General features: G+C 61.3%; 13 protein-coding genes and 2 pseudogenes. 10 read left to right on the forward strand and 5 right to left on the reverse strand.

The annotated features are described in order from the left end of the window. Positions 1 to 200 precede the first annotated feature (200 nt). From E5CHR_RS32025 to E5CHR_RS30925, 4 genes and pseudogenes are all read left to right on the forward strand, one after another. Positions 201 to 3,404 (forward strand): Ig-like domain-containing protein, encoded by a 3,204-nt coding sequence (locus E5CHR_RS32025; RefSeq protein WP_162584052.1) that lies wholly within the window; start codon positions 201 to 203, stop codon positions 3,402 to 3,404. Between the two features lie 474 nt (positions 3,405 to 3,878). Beyond that, on the forward strand, positions 3,879 to 4,214 hold the full coding sequence (locus tag E5CHR_RS30915) for a histone-like nucleoid-structuring protein Lsr2 (protein ID WP_162584053.1): 336 nt from the start codon (positions 3,879 to 3,881) through the stop codon (positions 4,212 to 4,214). Positions 4,215 to 4,641: 427 nt separating this feature from the next. Beyond that, a complete protein-coding gene (locus E5CHR_RS30920) occupies positions 4,642 to 5,028 on the forward strand; it encodes a hypothetical protein (protein WP_162584054.1) in 387 nt (128 codons plus the stop codon). 82 nt (positions 5,029 to 5,110) lie between these two features. Beyond that, a pseudogene (locus E5CHR_RS30925) lies at positions 5,111 to 5,365 on the forward strand (polymorphic toxin type 17 domain-containing protein); the annotation flags it as partial. A 752-nt stretch (positions 5,366 to 6,117) separates the two neighbouring features. Here E5CHR_RS30925 and E5CHR_RS30930 read toward each other — a convergent pair. Further along, entirely contained in the window at positions 6,118 to 6,363 is a 246-nt protein-coding gene (locus E5CHR_RS30930) for a hypothetical protein (protein ID WP_162584055.1), read from the reverse strand. A 3,080-nt stretch (positions 6,364 to 9,443) separates the two neighbouring features. Further along, entirely contained in the window at positions 9,444 to 10,448 is a 1,005-nt protein-coding gene (locus E5CHR_RS30935) for an IS481 family transposase (RefSeq protein WP_162584056.1), read from the reverse strand. A gap of 147 nt (positions 10,449 to 10,595) precedes the next feature. On the opposite strand from E5CHR_RS30935, the gene E5CHR_RS30940 reads away from it, so the two are divergent. Further along, positions 10,596 to 10,925, forward strand: coding sequence for an RHS repeat-associated core domain-containing protein (locus E5CHR_RS30940; protein WP_162584057.1), 330 nt, complete (start codon positions 10,596 to 10,598; stop codon positions 10,923 to 10,925). Beyond that, the gene (locus tag E5CHR_RS30945; protein ID WP_162584058.1) at positions 10,922 to 11,398 is read left to right on the forward strand and encodes a hypothetical protein; all 477 of its coding nucleotides are present in this window, start codon (positions 10,922 to 10,924) and stop codon (positions 11,396 to 11,398) included. Before E5CHR_RS30940 ends, E5CHR_RS30945 begins: the two co-directional genes overlap by 4 nt. A 680-nt stretch (positions 11,399 to 12,078) precedes the next feature. Here the strand turns inward: E5CHR_RS30945 and E5CHR_RS32210 are convergent. Further along, positions 12,079 to 12,480 carry an IS3 family transposase gene (locus E5CHR_RS32210; RefSeq protein WP_162584059.1) on the reverse strand — a complete coding sequence of 134 codons (402 nt, stop codon included), beginning with the start codon at positions 12,478 to 12,480 and terminating at the stop codon, positions 12,079 to 12,081. A gap of 407 nt (positions 12,481 to 12,887) precedes the next feature. On the opposite strand from E5CHR_RS32210, the gene E5CHR_RS30955 reads away from it, so the two are divergent. Genes E5CHR_RS30955 through E5CHR_RS30965 form a run of 3 tightly spaced genes read left to right on the forward strand, consistent with a single transcriptional unit; the run spans position 12,888 to position 13,429 of the window. Beyond that, positions 12,888 to 13,058: a hypothetical protein gene (locus tag E5CHR_RS30955; RefSeq protein WP_162584060.1), complete on the forward strand. Its 171-nt coding sequence runs from the start codon at positions 12,888 to 12,890 to the stop codon at positions 13,056 to 13,058. A gap of 1 nt (position 13,059) precedes the next feature. Beyond that, positions 13,060 to 13,200 (forward strand): hypothetical protein, encoded by a 141-nt coding sequence (locus tag E5CHR_RS30960; RefSeq protein ID WP_162584061.1) that lies wholly within the window; start codon positions 13,060 to 13,062, stop codon positions 13,198 to 13,200. A gap of 1 nt (position 13,201) precedes the next feature. Beyond that, positions 13,202 to 13,429 (forward strand): hypothetical protein, encoded by a 228-nt coding sequence (locus E5CHR_RS30965; protein WP_162584062.1) that lies wholly within the window; start codon positions 13,202 to 13,204, stop codon positions 13,427 to 13,429. Between the two features lie 382 nt (positions 13,430 to 13,811). On the opposite strand, the pseudogene E5CHR_RS31940 reads toward E5CHR_RS30965, so the two are convergent. Then, positions 13,812 to 13,931, reverse strand: a pseudogene (locus E5CHR_RS31940) (IS3 family transposase); the annotation flags it as partial. Between the two features lie 460 nt (positions 13,932 to 14,391). After that, the gene (locus tag E5CHR_RS30970; RefSeq protein WP_162584063.1) at positions 14,392 to 14,991 is read right to left on the reverse strand and encodes a hypothetical protein; all 600 of its coding nucleotides are present in this window, start codon (positions 14,989 to 14,991) and stop codon (positions 14,392 to 14,394) included. Between the two features lie 488 nt (positions 14,992 to 15,479). Between E5CHR_RS30970 and E5CHR_RS30975 the strand changes: the two genes are divergently transcribed. Beyond that, positions 15,480 to 15,740, forward strand: a complete 261-nt coding sequence (locus tag E5CHR_RS30975) for a hypothetical protein (RefSeq protein WP_162584064.1) — start codon at positions 15,480 to 15,482, stop codon at positions 15,738 to 15,740. Positions 15,741 to 16,094: the final 354 nt, after the last annotated feature.

Genomic DNA, 16,094 nt, shown 5'->3' on the forward strand with positions numbered 1-16,094 from the left:
CGAGCGAAAGAAAGCCAATGAAACGACATGTTCTTGCACCACCACATCAGCCAGAATCATCCCCACCGCATCCTCGGCGGGTCCGCCGCCTACGACAAGCGTCAGCGGCGCTGCTGGCGGCTCTGCTGACCCTGGCGGTGCTCACTCCTGTCGCGGCTGCCGGTGAAGCCGCAACGGACTCCAGGACCGGGGCAGCCAGCTTGGCCGCAGCCGACAGCAACTGTCCGCAGTACGGCCCCATTCCCGAACCGCAGCAGGCCCGTCAATCGCTGTGGAAGAATCTGAAAGAGCTCGCCCACGGGATCATCTTGGGAGCCGAGTCCTTCGAAGATCCGGCGAAAGCCCACGAATTTGCCGGCTGGGGACTTGACATCATCAATGGCTCGCACTCGGACGAGTCCTCGCAGAGCGAGCTGGAGCAGCAGCGGATCGAGCTGAACGAGAACCGGGAAACCCTGCAGTACATCTGCCAGACCATGGAAAAGACCGAACAAGAAGTTCGGGAAGTCATCGACAATCAGCACTGGCAGCTCTACCAGCAGCAGCTCGACAAGGTCAGAGATGTCAAGGTGAACGTCCAAACCGTGACCGATCAACTTCACGACCAGATGGCTGCAACGATCGGAACACCCTTGGACCCGGCTCAGGTTCGGACCTGGCGAACCACTGCGGTGACGAACTTGAACGCCCTGCAGGAGTACATCTACGGAACATCCGAAGGGAGCTATCTGCTGCCGCTGTATCGCCAGGTCGTAGAAGATTTCCTGCGCAACAAAGGCCTGCCGCTGCCCTCGGAAACCGGCGTCTACACGACAGAATTCCTGCATCCCATCTACGACCAGGTGGCCTACTACATGGCGCTGATGACGGCGAACATGCGGGTCCTGGCCGAGGTGTACCACGTGGTCCTGCCCGGCGAGAATGCGGCTGACAACGGTGCTACAGCCAACTCCTACATCACCAGATCGCAGAACTTGATGCAGGAGTGGGTGCAGTACGCCGCGCCCACTCAACGAGACATCCCCGACGGGACAGCCGTGGACACGCGGACGAGTCCGTTCACAATGTGGACTTCTTCGCCGGTGGGTTTGAACGGCCAATCGCCCACGACCGTCTGTCGCACTGCGACTGCGTTCTGTTTCGAGAACCTCTACACCTCCGACCACCGCATCATGAACTCACGCCTGGTCCGACCTGTCACGGCCCCCATCCCCCCGGTCGGTGACCTGCCCGACTGGCAGATCCCCACCGCTGCTCAGTTCAACTCCCTTGTCAACGGTGCCACTGGAGGTGTCGACGCCCGCCTGAGAGGTCTTGGGCTCCCCGGATTGGCCTCGAGACAGGTCACCTCGCACCTCGCAGGGCTCGATCGTCCGGTGTCGGTGGTGGGGCCGTTCCTGGTCGAAGGCGAGGACCCGACCAGTTCCAGCGTTGTGCACTGGGCCAGCCAGGACCCCGACTCTGCCGCTCAAGCCTTCTCCACCACCTCCATGCCACCGGGACAGAACAGTCTCGCGGGGTATCTGGTCCTGGTCCGCGACTTCGCGGTCGATCAGCTCATTGGCGGTGCACCCGAGGAAGCCGCGAACGCAGCGGAGCCTGAAACGATCGGCGCAGCAGCCTTCGTCCCGGCGAACGTGCCCTCCGCCAGCCTCGGTCAACCCGTCTACTTCACCGACGCCACGATGTGCTCCGACGGCACCACCTACACCGTGCCCGCGGATGCAACGGCGGTGAAGGTGGTCACGGTCGGAGCTGTGGGCGGAGCCGGCCGACTGAACAAGCAACAGTCGGCGGCGGGCGGGTTCGGCGGCGAGGTCACCACCATCGTGCCCACGCAACCCGGCGCTGTACTTCACGTCCAGGTCGGAAGTGCCGGTGCTGACACCACCGGCGGGGTCGGCGGCGGCGGCCGCGGAGGCGACACGGTCCAGACCGTTGGCGGTGATGTCGGCAACCACTCAGGAGGCGGCGGTGGCGCCTCCGGCGTCAGCACCGACCCAACCTGTTCGCTGTGGCTCGCAGTAGGCGCCGGCGGAGGCGGCGGCGGATCAGGCTATTCACATCAGCCTCTGGTGAACGCTGCTGTGCCCGGAGGACGCGGCGGCGATGCGTGCCCCGATCTGAAGAGCTGCGGCAAACCCGGCGATGGACAGCCCCTGCCAAACCAGACCAACTCGCATCCCGGGGGCGCAGGAACGCCTCCACCACAAAACGACCCCCGCAGCAACAACACCGGCGGAAGCCTGCCCGGACAGGCAGGGGCCACGATGGCCGGTGGTCGGGGCAGCGACGGACTCCGTAATGTCGCCGGCTACAGCGGCGGCGGCGCCGGCGGCGGCGGCGGAGCCGGCTTCTACGGCGGTGGGAGCGGCGGCGGAGGCGGCTGGATAGGTTCGGGCGGCGGCGGAGCCGGTGGCGCCAACTTCGCCATCGACGCCTACGGCCTCAACGCCGTGCAGACCAATGTCGCATCCGAAGGACAACTGAGCTTGGTAGTCATCACGCCGCTGCGCAACACGGGCATCCAAGCACCGATGACGCTGACAGCCTCGCAGACCACACTGGGCCTGGGGGAGGACCTGACCCTCACCGTCCAAATGCCCGCCGATGTCACCGGGCAAATCGGCTTCTACGACTCCTCCCTGCCCGGACCGGACAAAGGAATAGGACTTGCCGATCTACGCGACGGAAAAGCAGTCCTGAGCCTGGCAGAATTCAGCCGCCCCTTCGGCATGGGCGTCCACACGCTGAGCGCCTCCTTCGGCGGCGACGCAATCTACAGCGCCAACGACACCCCAGCCGTCACCGTGACAGTCGAACGCCGCAGCCCCAAAATCACGCTGACCGCCTCCAAGAACGTCCTGGCCATCAACGATGCCATCACCCTCACCGCCTCCCTAGACCCGACCCAGACAACCGGCACCGTCGATTTCATCGACACAGATGCCCCCAGCAACAATCTCATCGGGTCAGCCACCGTGGTCAACGGTGTCGCCACCCTGCATCAAGACGCCACCACGATGAAGCCCGGCAACCATCACCTCGTCGCCCAGTACAACGGCGACGACCTCTACGCAGCAGCCACCTCCCCGAAAATCCTCATCAACGTCGGGACCGGAGCCGTTCAACCCCCGACATCCCCATCCCCAACACCCCTCTCACCGACCATCACGACCACATCACCGACCTCCCCGGTAGCCAGCCCCGGGACTCCGACAATCTCGACGACACACATCAACTCCACGCCAACCACAGGAAAGCCGCTAGCTTCCGCCACCCGGCCAACAGCCCTCGCACACACTGGAGCGGGCCCGACCACCACGATGTTGATCACCGGCCTGATGATGCTCCTGATTGGGGGGCTCCTGACGCTCACTCGCCGCCGGCGGCAACGAGGCTAGTCCTCAGCTGAAGGACTGCGGTGGAGGCCGGAGACAACTTCGGCCCCCACCGCAACGGAGGGTCGGCCTGCGCCGCAGTTACGGATCATGATCTGCTCCGCGCGGGCAAAGGTTCCTGGGTGCAGCTGGATGAACTCTCCGAACCCACACGATCGAGCGGACTGCATACACTCGCCAACGGGCGACACCGTCCAACTCGACCTCGACCACGCAGCCCATACCCCCCTCGAGCTCATCCAAGCCGCCTACACACCGCTCAGCTGCGACCACAATCGTTAGTAGCCAGCCGACGCCCCACCCGATCACGACCGATACATCACCGCGCCGCGAACTTCCTAAAACGATTGCGCCACAACGTAACTCGGCAGGTTTGAAATAGACCTCGGGGAGTTGCTGAGGGCAAACCGATTGATCGCGGCACCCATCAGGCGAGTCTTGCGCGAGATTCTGCAGATGGATCTGCAGAATTGGCCCATGGCTACTCACACCAGCGTTCAGTTGATCGATGACCTCGATGGCAAGTCCGAAGCGGCCGAGACCGTCCAGTTCGGACTAGACGGCGCCGTCTACGAGATCGATTTGACCCAGGCCAATGCTGACAAGCTCCGCAAAGCCCTTGACCGCTACGTCGACGCCGCCCGACAGCTGAAACACACACCCGACCGCGGCACCCGTCGGCGCTCAGCCGGCCGGACCCGCAGCCGCGAAGACATGGCACAGATCCGGTCCTGGGCTGCCGAGAACGGCTACGAGGTCGCCGACCGCGGACGCCTACCTCAGACCGTCCTGGACGCGTACGACGCCCACTGACCAGCAGATACGCAGCGCCTAGCGAGACCTGTTGTGCAGCAACAGGTCTCGCCGATAATCTATCTTATGTCGGTTTAACTGCTGCGTATTTGCATCAGATGCAACTGAGCTGGCCTCGCTACGACCTTGAGGCACTGGAGACTTGCTTCACACCGGCCCGCTGACCTGGGATGACACCCGCGAACTCCGGCGCGGTAGATCCGGGAGCAGGGATAAGCCGCCGACGGGACCATGCCAGCTCTGCTGGCATCGATCCCCTACCTGCACATATAGGTTTGATGGTGCATCCAGTGCACCATTGGTGCATCTGATGAACCACCTCGTCTTCTGACAGTCTGAGCCTCGCCACATGTCAGCGGCTAGGGTCTTCTTGAGGTACGCAGCTCCGGGAGTGGGCACGCCTATCCATCGACCGAGGGGGGAACCGATGAGCAACGTTCAGATTCGCACAGTCGACGGTTCAGATGTGAGACAGCCTGAGCAGCTCAAGGTCGGTCGTCACGTGCTCTGGCTGGCTGCGACCGCACTTCTGGGCGGAGTGTTTCAATATCCAGTCCTCGTCTCCATCAAGCTCTTTGAGCCGGAGAGCAGGAACCCCGTTCCCGGCGCCGCCGCCGATGAAGCTCTGTTCCTAGGACTGCTGTCGTCGTCAATCGTGCTCGTCGTGGCCATGGGGGCGTTCCTGCTGTTGCAGTTGTGCGCCTTGCGATTACTGCGGCTCCGTACGCAGGGCTACGTATTCTGGCTAGCGGCCACTTCCGCCTTCGTCCTTGGTGTGCTGCTCGTCGGGGGGCCGCTGCGGGGCAACCTCTAGCCGCGGATACGACCGATCCTGATACGCAGAGGTGCCAGTAATCCTCTGCGTATTGCATCTGATGCATGGGGTCGAGATGGGCCTCCCATCTACTGGTAGAATACGGTTCGTGCCACCGACCAACTACAACCCTGCTTCGCCTCTTCCGCGAGGGCCACAGAACGGATTCGTCGACAGGTTTGGTAACGAATGGGTGGCTGGACCCTCGCGGACAGCTGGGCATCCATTTGAATGGGACGTCCAGCTATCACCAACCGGACGAGAGCAGATTGGATGGTTGTCGCGTGACGGAAGACACGTTAACGTCTCTCCATTTGGTGAAGTGACTCACAGATGAAGCCATTGCCTTTCTATGCCCTTGTGAGGACTCGCAGCGCGGGTGAATCGGGCGGCAAGCAACCTGTCGGAATCGGGATGATAGTCGGGAGGGCCGAGAGTTCCATAGGCTGGACTTATGCGGTCCAGATGGGGGAGCGGACCTATAGCTTTTCGGGCGACGATCTTGTCCCTCTAGGTGTCTCAATCGCGCCCGAGGTAGCGCGAGGAACTTTCGAAGAAGTGCAATCTGTGCCTTTAGTTGAACGGACACAGCCTCTGTAGCGGATACCAGCGCTTGACAGGCCAACCACCTTTACCCTCACCTGTGGGCGTGATTGGCCCAGGCGTACAGGTGACCAGCCCACGCCTCGACCTGTTCGGCCTGCAGCTCGGCCCACCGACCCTCAAGTGGCGATGGCGGCCGCGTACTGCATGATGTTCTCGATCTGTTCCTGGTGAGCGAACGGTTGGTCTCCTTGCTCATCCCGAACTCACGAAGCTCCAGGCCTCAGCAGGAGGGGGTTGCCGGCTCAACACTTCTAGCAGCTTGTCAGTCACGACCTGCGGGTCGAGGATGACGCTATCGGTGTTCTCGCTCAGCGACGGCGGTCCAGTGAGGATCGCACGCCCCACTTCGACGGCCAGAGACTGCCGGTCAGGTTTAGAGATGCCTTCCAGGAAGGCCGGCCATGCTATCTGAGCGATACCCATTGCGACACAACAGGTCTCGCCGATTAGCCACGTCATGTCGGGTTGGGACTGAAAAGGCTTTCACCACTGGCTGTTTCGCTGGAGAGCATTTCTGATCCAGAGCCCCCCGACCAGGACGATCGCAGCCCGGATGGCGGCCAGGCCGGCCAGCATGAAGCCACCGACGCTGACGGAGAACGAGGCCGCAGCGCGGTGCAGACCGTCGATGAGGAAGATGATGATGGCAGGGCCGACACCGCCGCCGGCTGCACTCCACATGACCGCGCCGTAGAGCTCGCCCCTGGCTACAAACAGCACCGCGGCCACCAGGATGCCTACCAGGAGCCAGAATCCGAGTCAGAGCCACCCGGATGCAATGTGCCGCACCATGTTCCACACTGCGACGAAGAACCCTGCAACAGCTACCAGTCCGGCGACAACAAGAATCTGACGCCCTCGATCTGAGATGCGACGACCACCGATGTAGGCGTGATGACTCGGAACGTCCTGGTCTCGTCGCCTCGTGGTCTTTTCGCTCGCCTGCGCCCGAGGGGAGCGGCCCGGGTCGTCGTCATCCGCGACACCTCGCGCACTGTTGCCGACCCCACAACAGAGACCTCCACTAGAATCGCGAGTGGAAGGTCTCTGCTGTGGCACCGGGGGCTATCTAATCGTCGCGACTTCCAATCAGTCGGCTTCAGCTCGGCTCTTTAGGCTCTGCCCGCCTTCTCTGAGTAGCTTGCCAGATGAGGTAGCCGATCAGAATGACGGGAACCGTAGCGATCCACAACCTTTCCCAAGTGCTGGTCCTCACTGCGATCGAGACGACCCATCCAATTCCGACGAGACAAGCTGCTAAGAGTGCCCATTCGCTTCGTTTCACGATTTAACTCTACCGACTCTTCTTAGAAGCAGCCAGCGTGCTTGAGTGACCATGCAGAACCGAAGCCCATGGCTACGGCCATGGGCCAAGAAACCGGGAGGGCAGCGAGGCTAACCCCGAGGCTGTAGAGGTACGAGGCACAGCTCTCTGTCATCACCCGTCAGTCCGGGAAGATGCGGGTTGTCGCGGCAGCCCGCAGGAAGCCCTCCCGCGGCGAGTACGGCCTGGGCCCATCGCGAACTCCGAGCAGCTTGACACAACGGGGTCCTGGAATCAGCCTGAGCGGAGTCGGGAGCTTATCCTTCCAGAAGCAGGCGCGTCACCTAAAGACCCGAAATGAGTACGCGGGCGGCGGATACTTCAACACATTCGACGACGCCAACGCAGTCTTCGACGACATAGTTAGAAATATTGCTGAATTCATTGGAATGAATGGAACAAATCCCGTCTACCGCAGCACCGCAGCCCCAGGTTTTAACACCAACAGCGGGGCCGGTTATTTCGGTCAACCTACAGACCTTTTTATGCTGAAGGGGACTGCGTCCCCAAGCGTGGTACCGCTCAATCCTCTTTGGGTCCCGTGATACCATCAACCATGGTCGACACAACAAGTTTCAATCACTGGCTCAACTATGCCTATGCATCTGTTGCCACCGCATGCTTAGGCCTAATTCCAGAGACCGTTGAATCAATCCAGTTTACCCTATCGGAGTCGGAGCTCATTCTCATATTCCACGGACCGTCTATATCTGTTGGAGATCGAGAAGATCTGGAAGAAATTCGGGAAGAGCTAACTGCCCTGATGCCCCCAGGCGTCCGGGCTCGAGGCAGGGTAGTAATCGGAAACGCCCCGCCATGGGCGAGCTCGGTGTACGACTTCTATCGATCGAAGCGATCACAAGAGCGTCTTTCCCAGCTGTCCGTAAGGCCTGAATAGGCACGTCAAAGCCGGCGCAGTCCTCGAATCAGGCCGGATGCCTCGCTGCCCCTGCTACCCGGCAACGCCGATGGTTCGCGCCCGATCATCTTGACTCGGTCCAGCGGGCAGGTTCGAGCCGATCAATGACCCAGTGAAGCGTTCCTTGCATCGTACGGACGGTGTTGCGGGCAGGCTGTCCTTGGAGCAGGGGTGTCTCGCCCATTTGGCAGTTGATCGGCATCGATCCACAGCCATTCGTGGAAGTGATGGGCACTGTCAGGGGGATCCGGACTCCTGATTCGACTAAGCGCAGCGCATCCGCCCATTGACGGTGCACTCGGTTTCTGACAAATCTTGCAGCGGCGATGGTGTCGGCGTTCTCGGCGCGTCGACGCCAGTTCCAGCTGAGAGGTTGGCCGTCGGGCGCCAGTGGGTGGCGATCCGGTCGTCGAGTACGACGGACCAGTTCAGCGCCTCAAACAAGGCGATGAACAGTTCACTCGAGTTCTTCTCTGCTGCAGCGTGTTGGACGCGGGCGGCAGCTGCGTCGAAGCCGTGCAGCATCGTTCTGACGGTGAAGATGTGCGCGAGCTGGCCTCCAGCTTTGTCCCAGGCGGTGCCGGAATTGCTACCTCAGTCGCAGGAAGCGTCATCGGCGGTATCGGTGGCGTCATGAATGGCAAGGACTGGGAAGGGGAAGTTCTCGAAGGTGTCGTTAGCACCGCCGGCGCCGTCAACGGTATCGACCTCAGCTCCGAACACCGATCGAGCTGGCTCCGCATGGAACGGGACGCCCACACCCAACGAACCATCGAGACCAGCTTCGAAACCACCGCAGCCGTCCAACAGTTCGCCAGGACCAGCTACGAATACAACGACATCGGGGACATCCTCAAAACCGTCAACACCCAGGGCGGCCAAATCACCTCACCGGTCCAGACCACCTGCTACCGCTACAACGGGCTCCGTGAGCTCACCGCAGCCTGGTCCAGCCCCACCATGGCCGTGAACTGCGCCACCACCACAGCCCCCACCCCGGCGAACACCACCATGGTCGGCGGAGCGCAACCGTTCTCCACCACCTGGGCCTTCGACAACGTCGGCAGCCGCACCAGCCAGGTCCAACACAAGGTCACCGGCGGACGCACCACCACCGCAACCACCAGCTACACCATGGCCAACCCGACCGTTGCCCACGCCCTGTCCTCGACCAGCACCACCACCAGCCCCGTCACCACCACCACGACCACCGGCTACACCTACGACCTCAACGGCAACATGCTCACCCGCACCGGAGTCGCCGGCGGCAACCAAACCTTCACCTACAACCAGGAAAACCGGGTCGCCTCCGTCGCCAACACCGCCGGGACGCAAACCTACGTCTACGACGCCGACGGCACCCTGCTCCGCAAGAAGACTCCCACCCACACCATCGTCACCATCGACGACACCGAATACATCCGCCACAACACCACCGGCGCCTACACCTCCAACCGCTCCTTCTCCCACGCCGGCTACCCCATCGCCACCATCGACACCAACGACCTCAACCGGTTCCAATACACCGACCAGAACAACACCGCATCCGTAGCCGTCGCCGCCCCACTAGCTGTGATGTCCAGGCAGGTTGGTGAGCCTGCTGATGGGGGTGCCGCCGATGGCGGAGTGGATCCGGTGGTGATTGTAGAAGTGGATCCAGTGCGGCAGAGCGTGCCGGCGGGCAGCTTCTGAGTCGTAGAAGCGGGAGTAGGCCCAGCCATCGGACAAAGTCCGATGAAATCGTTCGATCTTGCCGTTGGTCTGCGGCCGGTAAGGGCGGGTCCGTTTCGGTGCGATACCGAGCTCGGCGCAGGTGTCCCGCCACAGATGTGAGCGGTAGGCCGATCCGTTGTCGGACAGCACCCGCTCGATGCTGACGCCCCGGTCGTTGAACCAGGCGACCGCGCGTTTGAGGACATCGACTGCTGTGACGGCCTTCTCGTCGGCGCAGATCTCGGCGTAGGCCAGGCGGGAGTGGTCGTCGATCACGGTGTGGACGAACGCGGTGCCCAGCCGTGGTTCGTAGGTGGCGGAGCGTTGACCGGTTCGTTGGGCAGTCGCGGACCGGTTCCGGTCCCCTTGTTGTCGGCCGAGGAAGCGGTGACCGCCGCCGTCGGGGATGTTCCCGAACTTGGTGACGTCGACGTGGATCATCGAGCCCGGGTGTGGGTGTTCGTAGCGGCGGATCGGCTCGCCGGTGACCCGGTCGATGCGGGACGGCCGATTGATTCTGCAGCGCACCAGGACTGCGTGCACGGTCGAGGCCGCGATACCCAACCGGCCGGCGATCTGGACCGGGCCGAGTCGCAGCCGCCACCGCAGCTTCACGATCTGCTTCTTCAAGTCTTCGCTGGTGCGGTTCGGGATGGACTTGGGGCGGCTGGATCGGTCGGTCATGCCCGCTGCGCCTTCGGATCGGTAGCGGGCGGCCCACTTTCGGGCCGTGACCGGGGAGACCATGAACATCTTCGCTGCGGTGGTCGCGGTCCAGCCCTGCTCGACGATCAGTCGGGCCAGTCGGAGCCGGGCTCGTGGGGTCAGAGCAGCGTTGGAATGGGTAGCGTGGGACACGAGGCCTCCTGTGGGTGGAGCGGTTCCTAGACAGCTCCACTCTCACCCGCGGGAGGCCTCACCCAACGGCAGGCTCAGGGACGTGTCCCACAACAACGTCCCTGGACATCACAACTAGCCGGCTTCGCCACTCCCGTCCGGCGACACATGGACCCCTACGGCAACCCCCTCGGCACACCCACCGGAACCTGGCACAACCGCCTCGGCTTCCTCGGAAAACACCAAGACACCACCACCGGCCTCACCGAACTCGGCGCCCGCCTCTACGACCCCACCACCGGCCGATTCACCCAAGTAGACCCCATCGGCGAACCACACAACCCGCAGCAAACTAATGGCTACAACTACGGCTGGAATAGTCCAGGATCCACCGTAGCGATTTTCGTCTATAGCGAAGGTCCGTACGTCGGTCAGATCGCGACCGCCTTCGTCCCTGGCGCGACAAACCTTCGTCATTGGGATATGGTGGGTCCATGAAACTCAAGGACACACTGGAAGTGATATCTGGACACGAACTGTCCCACGGTGTGATTGTGTACGGGTTAAGCATTAGGGGGAGTCAACCAAGAACCGTTCAGTTAGGCTCAGATTTCATCAATCGCATTGATGTATCATTTCTTTACGGCGAACAATGGGAGATTCGCGTTTGCGATATTGGTTTCACAAAGTGGCCGAAGACGAATGAGCAATGGAACGCAATCGTCCATCAGATGCTATCCATCATGCTCAGCACCGGAGCCGTGATCGCCTGGCTGGGAAGTGAAGGCAGGCCACTTGCCACGCCTCCTGCGTTATTCGATCCGAAAGCAATGGAGGGTGGGATACTAGCTTGGGCGACAAGCACGGAGTCATCACCGGTTCCTAGTTTGGATGGTCCACCCTCCAGTGTCGGGAACAATGAACTCGATCGATTGCGAACTCGCTTCATGGATCTCGCAACGTCGGATTAGTCCAATCTGTTTACATCGACGAGGTCTATTGCGGAAGAAATCCAACTCCGGCGGCGCTACTATCGATATCGCCTTCGGAAAGCGGAGGAAAGGCGAACAAGATTCATGTCGACGGAGAGCAGTGATGGCACTCCAAGTGAACTGACGCTGGTCGAGCATGTCCTATAGAGCTTGAACGATGACTACTTGTCTCCCCCGGCCATGGCTGGAATCGTCGAGGAGGTCACCGGGCCCAGAGCATCGGATGCCGTGCAGTATTGTAATGACCATCGGGCCGACTTTCCAACATCTGAACAACTCCCTCGAGTACGCTGCCGAAGCACAAGATTTCCTGAGAAATCCCGGGCCAGGGACCCTGACAATAGCTCGCACGAACGGAAATGTAGTAAGATATAATCCCACTACTAATGCATTTGGCGTCATGAACTCAGCTAGAGCACCAAAATCCTACTACAAGCCGGACCCAGCGCAACACGGCCTACCATCTAACTTGGACTACTTCAATGCACAGTATTGGTGACTCCTATTGCCGCGTCTGCGGATACCTCTCTCTTGACCCACCATGGGGAGAGAGCGGCAGAGACCCTTCCTTCCTGATTTGCCCCTGCTGCGGTGTCGAGTGGGGCTATCAAGACGTCTCGCCGACGGGAATCGCTCGCTACCGCGCGCGGTGGCTCTCACTAGGAGCACCTTGGAAGGACAGGAAATTCCCGAACGATGGCCTGACCGTGGACCAACGAATGTCTCGCGTACTCAGTGATCCGCCTGAGTGAGGTGTTCGGTATGAGCCGGGCGACCTGGTCCCGGCCGATCTGGTGGCCGGCGCGGCGTATCAACCGCCAGAGTTTGCGGACTCCGTAGAGCCGTCGGTTCTTGACGAAGATTGCTGACCAGGGTGTTGACCAGGTGCGCCTCGTCCCACATCGCATCGGTGACGGGGCAGGCCTTGGCAGCGCGGTAGGTGCTGGGACGCGATCGGCAGTTGGTGCTCGGTGAGCACGGTGCAGATCGACTCGCCGCCGAAACGATCCGTTACTGATGGATGTAGCCACCTGGCCCGGGGCGTCGGTGGCCTCGTCCATCACAGACGGTCTTTTACCAGCACGGGAGGTAATGGCGCCCGCCAACCTGCAACCACAGGGCTCTCAACGAGACCTGTTGTGCAGCAACAGGTCTCGCCGATAATCTACCTTATGTCAGGTTGGGGTTGTGTGCACCGATCAGGAGGCGCGATCTTTCGCTCGGCCACTTCTCCCGAGGCTCTCTACGATCAAGCCAGCGATAGCCGACGGAATAGACGCCACGGCGAAGATCGCCGCCGGGAAGAGCTCGCACAGACTCGAGCCTGGGCCACTGAAGTCGGCCGGTGGTGCACACTTCCGGTACAAGCTGAGTACGAGGGCCTCGGTTTGTGCCATGCAACCGAGCGACAGCCCAACGAAGGACATGAGTCATGGACTACTGAAACCCTGAGAACTCCAAGTTCCTGATGAACGTCTACCCATGGATCTTCGCCGTCTTCGCTCTCGGGTTCGTCGTACTGTCCTTCGTGACGCCCTACTGGTGGCTCGGCATCTTCGCTGTGGGCGGCCTACTGCTCGTTCTGTTCAACCGGAATCGAGCCAAGAAGCGGCTGGCCGCCAGGGACGGACACAACTGACATGGTCTGGATCTTTCGAATCCTGATCCTGCTCGGTGTCCTCGCAGCCGTCATCTTCAGCCCGGTTCCGTGGTGGGTCTTCCCGGTTGTGCTGATCACGATGGCGGTTCAGCTCTACGTCACAGAAGGTCGGAGGCGCTGAGATGTTCCGAGCCGTCTACCGGCAGTACGTCCGCAGCTCATCGCTGACGGCCCGCATCCTGCCCTTTCTCTGGCCCCTGATCCTGCTCGTGGTCCTGGCAATGGTCATCTTCGGGCCCGTGGCCTGGTGGGTGATCCCCATCGTTCTGGTGATCATGGGCGTCCAGTTCTACTTCATCAGGATCATGGGGCCTGGCATCGACGAAGAGAGGCGCCGGCTCGGGCAGTAGAGGGCACTCAAACGCACAGACCGGGTCGGGTGCGCAAACCGCCGAATCCGCAACACCAAACTCAGCACCGGCCGGCCGCCGCAAAAGTCCCCTGCCACGGGACACCTATCGACCGGCACCTACCCGACTTTCGACGAGACTCGTTACAAACCAATATTTCTCGCCGAGAATCGACGTTATGTCAGGTGGTTCTCTGCGTATTGCACCCGATGCAACACGACGGCTCGCGCTACGCCTCAACCGACGCATCGAGGGCTTGCGGTGCAGGTGGTTTGAACTGGGGCGATGCTGCAGCAATCTCCTTCGCCCGCCCGGCTGGGGTCTCGGCGTTGTGACCGGCAAGGTCTGAAGTGCCTCCGAACGGCACTGCCTCCACCTGCGTGAGGTGGGCCTGCACGATCTGGTGGTCGGTGACCGGTCGATGCAGCCACCGATACCAGCGCTGACGGGAGAGCTTGAGGACCCGGCACGTCACCGCGACGGGGATCCCATCCGCGGCGAGCTATATTCGCGGTTTCGAACTTGGTTCAAGATCAGAAGAACTGAGTGGATTTCGTGATTGGATCTGGAAAAAGGTCCAGGATGAACACTCCTCACTCCCCTGGGAGTTAGCCCTTCTCGCCATGATCGACGAACAGATAACCACGAATGAAGGAGGAATTAGACTATCCAACGAACCTAACGCGACGGCAGTAGCCATGCTGTTAGACAGCATTGCAGAATTCACTAATGCGCAAGACCACTGATCTGGTCTGGCAGACGTCGGCTGGCAGACCCGAGCAGTCGACCCAGACAGTGGCACCGCCACCCCGACCGAGTCGTCGTGCACCTGATGTTCGGGCAGAAAATCTTGTCACCTTGCCAAATCAGTAACGGTGCGCGGGCCGCATTCGATCGTTTCCTCGGTCGGGTTCGGTTTGGCTTGGTCATGAGCTACGAGCTACTGAATCGTCACCAACAAGTCATTGGCGGTCCCGCCTCAGCATTCCTTGGACGATCCGGAGAACGTTGGCCTCCTGCTCTTCTCTCCATGATGACTCGTGCGACACGATTCCACCTTCGTCTACCGACAGGCCGAGAATCGACAATAGATCAAATATCTGACCTATGTCTCCTGCCGGCGAATCAACCAACTCTTCGGCCAAATCGTAGTTGAAGTCCAGATTGGATTCAGCTGCCCATAGTGAAAGTGCGCGGGAGACGTCTTTTGACTCCCGCAAGGTGACGCCATCGAGCTGACGTTCAGCTCGGATGTACTCTGAGTGTCCAGGCCCGACGCAGTACGCAGACTGGCGTGGCCATGTCGTGGTTCCCGACAGCATCAGAACCATCGCCACACTGTCAAGACAACTTGCGACCAGATAATTCCGCGACTCGAAGGCGCCAAGGGCCCTTGGGGCTTGATGAAATACCTTGATTGTGTCGAATTGACGGAACTCGCGAAGCAGCCAGCCCGGCGGGCAGGGTATCTCCCTCGTGAAATCTCCTAGCCAATCCACAGATAGCTCGACCTCCCGCATGTCGTCGAGCCTCATAAGGACGAACGAACCGTTGTATCCCATGGCAATTCCTGTCTGGAGGGGGAGCGCGCTAGTCGAGGATATCAATCATTATGGTCGAGTCATCGCTCCTCCGGGCCATTGGCCGTCGGCGCTGACTGTTTCCAGCCAGTCTGCCCTCTTGAGAAGCTGCTCGCCAGGTCGGGTCAATTCCGAGCTCGTCGGACAGGTCCCGCAGGCGGATCCTGGTGGCCTGGTTGGTCAATTCGTCTACCTCTGGATCGCTGTTTCCTCGCGCCGAGGGTATCGACGCGCCAGCGTTCGCGGCCGACCAGGGCCCTCCGCGCGCAGAGGCCAGCCAGCTCAGCTGTCCCCTACCTGTGCAGCAGACCCCCTTCAATCGGATCACCCGGAGGCAGCGTCACACACCACCTCCAGGGACGTGACCCGCCAGCGGTGCTCGAGTCCTTCCTGCTACAGATCGGTGACGAGCAGCGAGCCGACCGCACTAGGGCGTTTTGGCCGTCGGCTGATTAATTAGGCTCGGCAGCATGAACGAGTCGGACTGGGCATCGAGCGGCCTACAGCTCACCGACGCCGCCAACCGCTTCGAGGTCCTGTCGCGATGCCTCGCCGTGACCGCACAAATCACGGAATGGCAACAGACCCGGGACGAGTGGTCCGGCGCGGATGCCGCGAACGCACTCGACCAAGCGCTAGGAGACCTCAAACGGCTTGCTTCCGGAGAAGCTGCCGCGCTGGTGCAGGTAGTGCAACGAGTGCTGCACGATCTCCCCCCGCCATGGGAGTAACTCACGACCCGCCCCTGAGACCCTTCGACATACTAAATGTCCGCGAAGGATCGTTTTCTTGCCAAAGTGCCCGTGTTGTAAAGCCTCCCGTGTCCGCGTGACTTTGGAGGTTGTGAGACGTTGTAACGCTTGACACGGCATGCGGACACCGTGTCGCGTTCCTCGGCGTGTCGCCCGGGTGATCGCACCGCGACAGTTGGCCGGTTAAGCCCTGTGCAGCAGACCCTTGACGTGGCCGAGCCCTCGTCCCGGCCTGCGAGCTAAGACTCCTCCTTGAGTGATCAGGGAAAGGTTGACGCTCACGCGCCATCTTTCAGCGTTCGTCCGAGCCGCGGCGGCTGCGCGAGCCCCACG

The sequence above is a fragment of the Variovorax sp. PBS-H4 genome, from assembly GCF_901827205.1.
GTDB lineage: Bacteria > Pseudomonadota > Gammaproteobacteria > Burkholderiales > Burkholderiaceae_C > Variovorax.

Excerpts from the sequence above, each read along its gene's own strand:
- E5CHR_RS30915 (WP_162584053.1), top strand. The coding sequence starts at position 3,879 with ATGGCTACTCACACCAGCGTTCAGTTGATCGATGACCTCGATGGCAAG.
- E5CHR_RS30920 (WP_162584054.1), top strand. The coding sequence starts at position 4,642 with ATGAGCAACGTTCAGATTCGCACAGTCGACGGTTCAGATGTGAGACAG.
- E5CHR_RS30940 (WP_162584057.1), top strand. The coding sequence starts at position 10,596 with ATGGACCCCTACGGCAACCCCCTCGGCACACCCACCGGAACCTGGCAC.
- E5CHR_RS30945 (WP_162584058.1), top strand. The coding sequence starts at position 10,922 with ATGAAACTCAAGGACACACTGGAAGTGATATCTGGACACGAACTGTCC.
- E5CHR_RS32210 (WP_162584059.1), bottom strand. The coding sequence starts at position 12,480 with ATGGACGAGGCCACCGACGCCCCGGGCCAGGTGGCTACATCCATCAGT.
- E5CHR_RS30955 (WP_162584060.1), top strand. The coding sequence starts at position 12,888 with ATGAACGTCTACCCATGGATCTTCGCCGTCTTCGCTCTCGGGTTCGTC.
- E5CHR_RS30960 (WP_162584061.1), top strand. The coding sequence starts at position 13,060 with ATGGTCTGGATCTTTCGAATCCTGATCCTGCTCGGTGTCCTCGCAGCC.
- E5CHR_RS30965 (WP_162584062.1), top strand. The coding sequence starts at position 13,202 with ATGTTCCGAGCCGTCTACCGGCAGTACGTCCGCAGCTCATCGCTGACG.
- E5CHR_RS30970 (WP_162584063.1), bottom strand. The coding sequence starts at position 14,991 with ATGGGATACAACGGTTCGTTCGTCCTTATGAGGCTCGACGACATGCGG.
- E5CHR_RS30975 (WP_162584064.1), top strand. The coding sequence starts at position 15,480 with ATGAACGAGTCGGACTGGGCATCGAGCGGCCTACAGCTCACCGACGCC.